2 protein-coding genes and 1 tRNA gene are annotated in these 1,148 nt (G+C 57.7%); 2 read left to right on the top strand and 1 reads right to left on the bottom strand.

Annotated features, from left to right (window positions below):
- Positions 1-359, bottom strand: a 359-nt coding sequence (locus NW857_RS03475) for a DICT sensory domain-containing protein (protein WP_414367952.1), incomplete at its 3' end; no start/stop codon positions are given.
- Positions 360-513: 154 nt separating this feature from the next.
- Between NW857_RS03475 and NW857_RS03470 the strand changes: the two genes are divergently transcribed.
- Together NW857_RS03470 and NW857_RS03465 are read left to right on the top strand one after the other, a co-directional pair.
- A complete protein-coding gene (locus tag NW857_RS03470) occupies positions 514-975 on the top strand; it encodes a 2TM domain-containing protein (protein WP_414367950.1) in 462 nt (153 codons plus the stop codon).
- Positions 976-1,074: 99 nt separating this feature from the next.
- Positions 1,075-1,145 (top strand) — tRNA-Gly (locus NW857_RS03465).
- Positions 1,146-1,148: the final 3 nt, after the last annotated feature.

The raw sequence follows: 1,148 nt of genomic DNA, 5'->3' as shown, positions 1-1,148 counted from the left end.
ACGATCAAATGCCACTCCTGAGCCAGTGGATCCTCCGGATCCAGGGGGATAAAGTTAGGGGGCAGGTCAGCCTGAGCCCCATCGGGGGTAGCCAGCACAAACACATCTTGGGCAACCGCGCTGATGCGACGGTAGCGCCGCGCCTCCTGGCGGTAGTAGCGCTCTTTTTGAAAATTGGCGAACACCCACGGGGATCCCTGACCTTGCAACACCTGATCCTCGATGGCACGGCTGAGGGCAACCAGAGAAGACTTGAAATAAAGCTGCGGGCGCAGATGGGGCACGGCCTGTAGCAGATCGCTCAATAGGGAAGTCCGACTCTGACGGCTCTGGCGGGATCTAGGGCGGGTAGAAGTCATAGCCCTATTGGCAAGTTCGGTTGGCAAGGAGTAACTTAGCCGTGGAGAAAGCGCCTGGGGGGCTGGCCTAGGTTTAGTCTAGCGGTTGGCTTCTGCAGCAAGGCGAACTTAACGAGCTGCAAGATCTGGCTAACTTGGACTAAGAATTGTAAAGTTGCGTGTAGACTCAATGTCGGGATCCCGGTACAGCCAAGAAGACGTGCAGCAGATCCTCCAGCGGGCCATTGCCCGCCAGCCGCGCCTGGGCGAGTTTACCCGCGCCCAGTTGCAGGAGATGGCCGCCGAACTGGGGATCTCACCCCAAGAGCTGGACTTGGCCGAGCAGGAATGGAAGGCTTGGCAAGAGCTGAACAACCAGCATCGCGAGTTCCAGCGCTACCGCCGTCAGCAGTTCTACCAATTGCTGGGCCGATACGCAATTGTCAACAGCTTTCTGCTGGGCTTGGACTGGCTTTCCGGCGGGGGGCTATCTTGGTCGCTGTTTATACTCATGGGCTGGGGCTTGACAGTTTCTCTTAAGGGCTGGAACGCCTACCAGACGGAGGGGGAACGCTACGAGAAAGAGTTCCGCCAGTGGCAGAAGAAACGCCAAAAAGATCTCCACCTCAAGAGGTAAGCCCCGTTCCGCCGATGGGGACAGATTGCTCTCCAGACCCCGAGAGGAGATGCCCACGAGAGATGCTACCATAGGTATCCGGCATCGGTGAATATCTGTGCGGGCGTAGTTTAATGGTAAAACCGCAGTCTTCCAAACTGCTGTTGTCGGTTCGATTCCGTCCGCCCGCTTCC

This window comes from Synechococcus sp. H55.9, assembly GCF_047462355.1.
Taxonomy (GTDB): Bacteria; Cyanobacteriota; Cyanobacteriia; order Thermostichales; family Thermostichaceae; genus Thermostichus.
The sequence above is the reverse complement of the archived record's forward strand: the minus strand, read 5'-3'. Positions and strand labels throughout refer to the sequence as shown.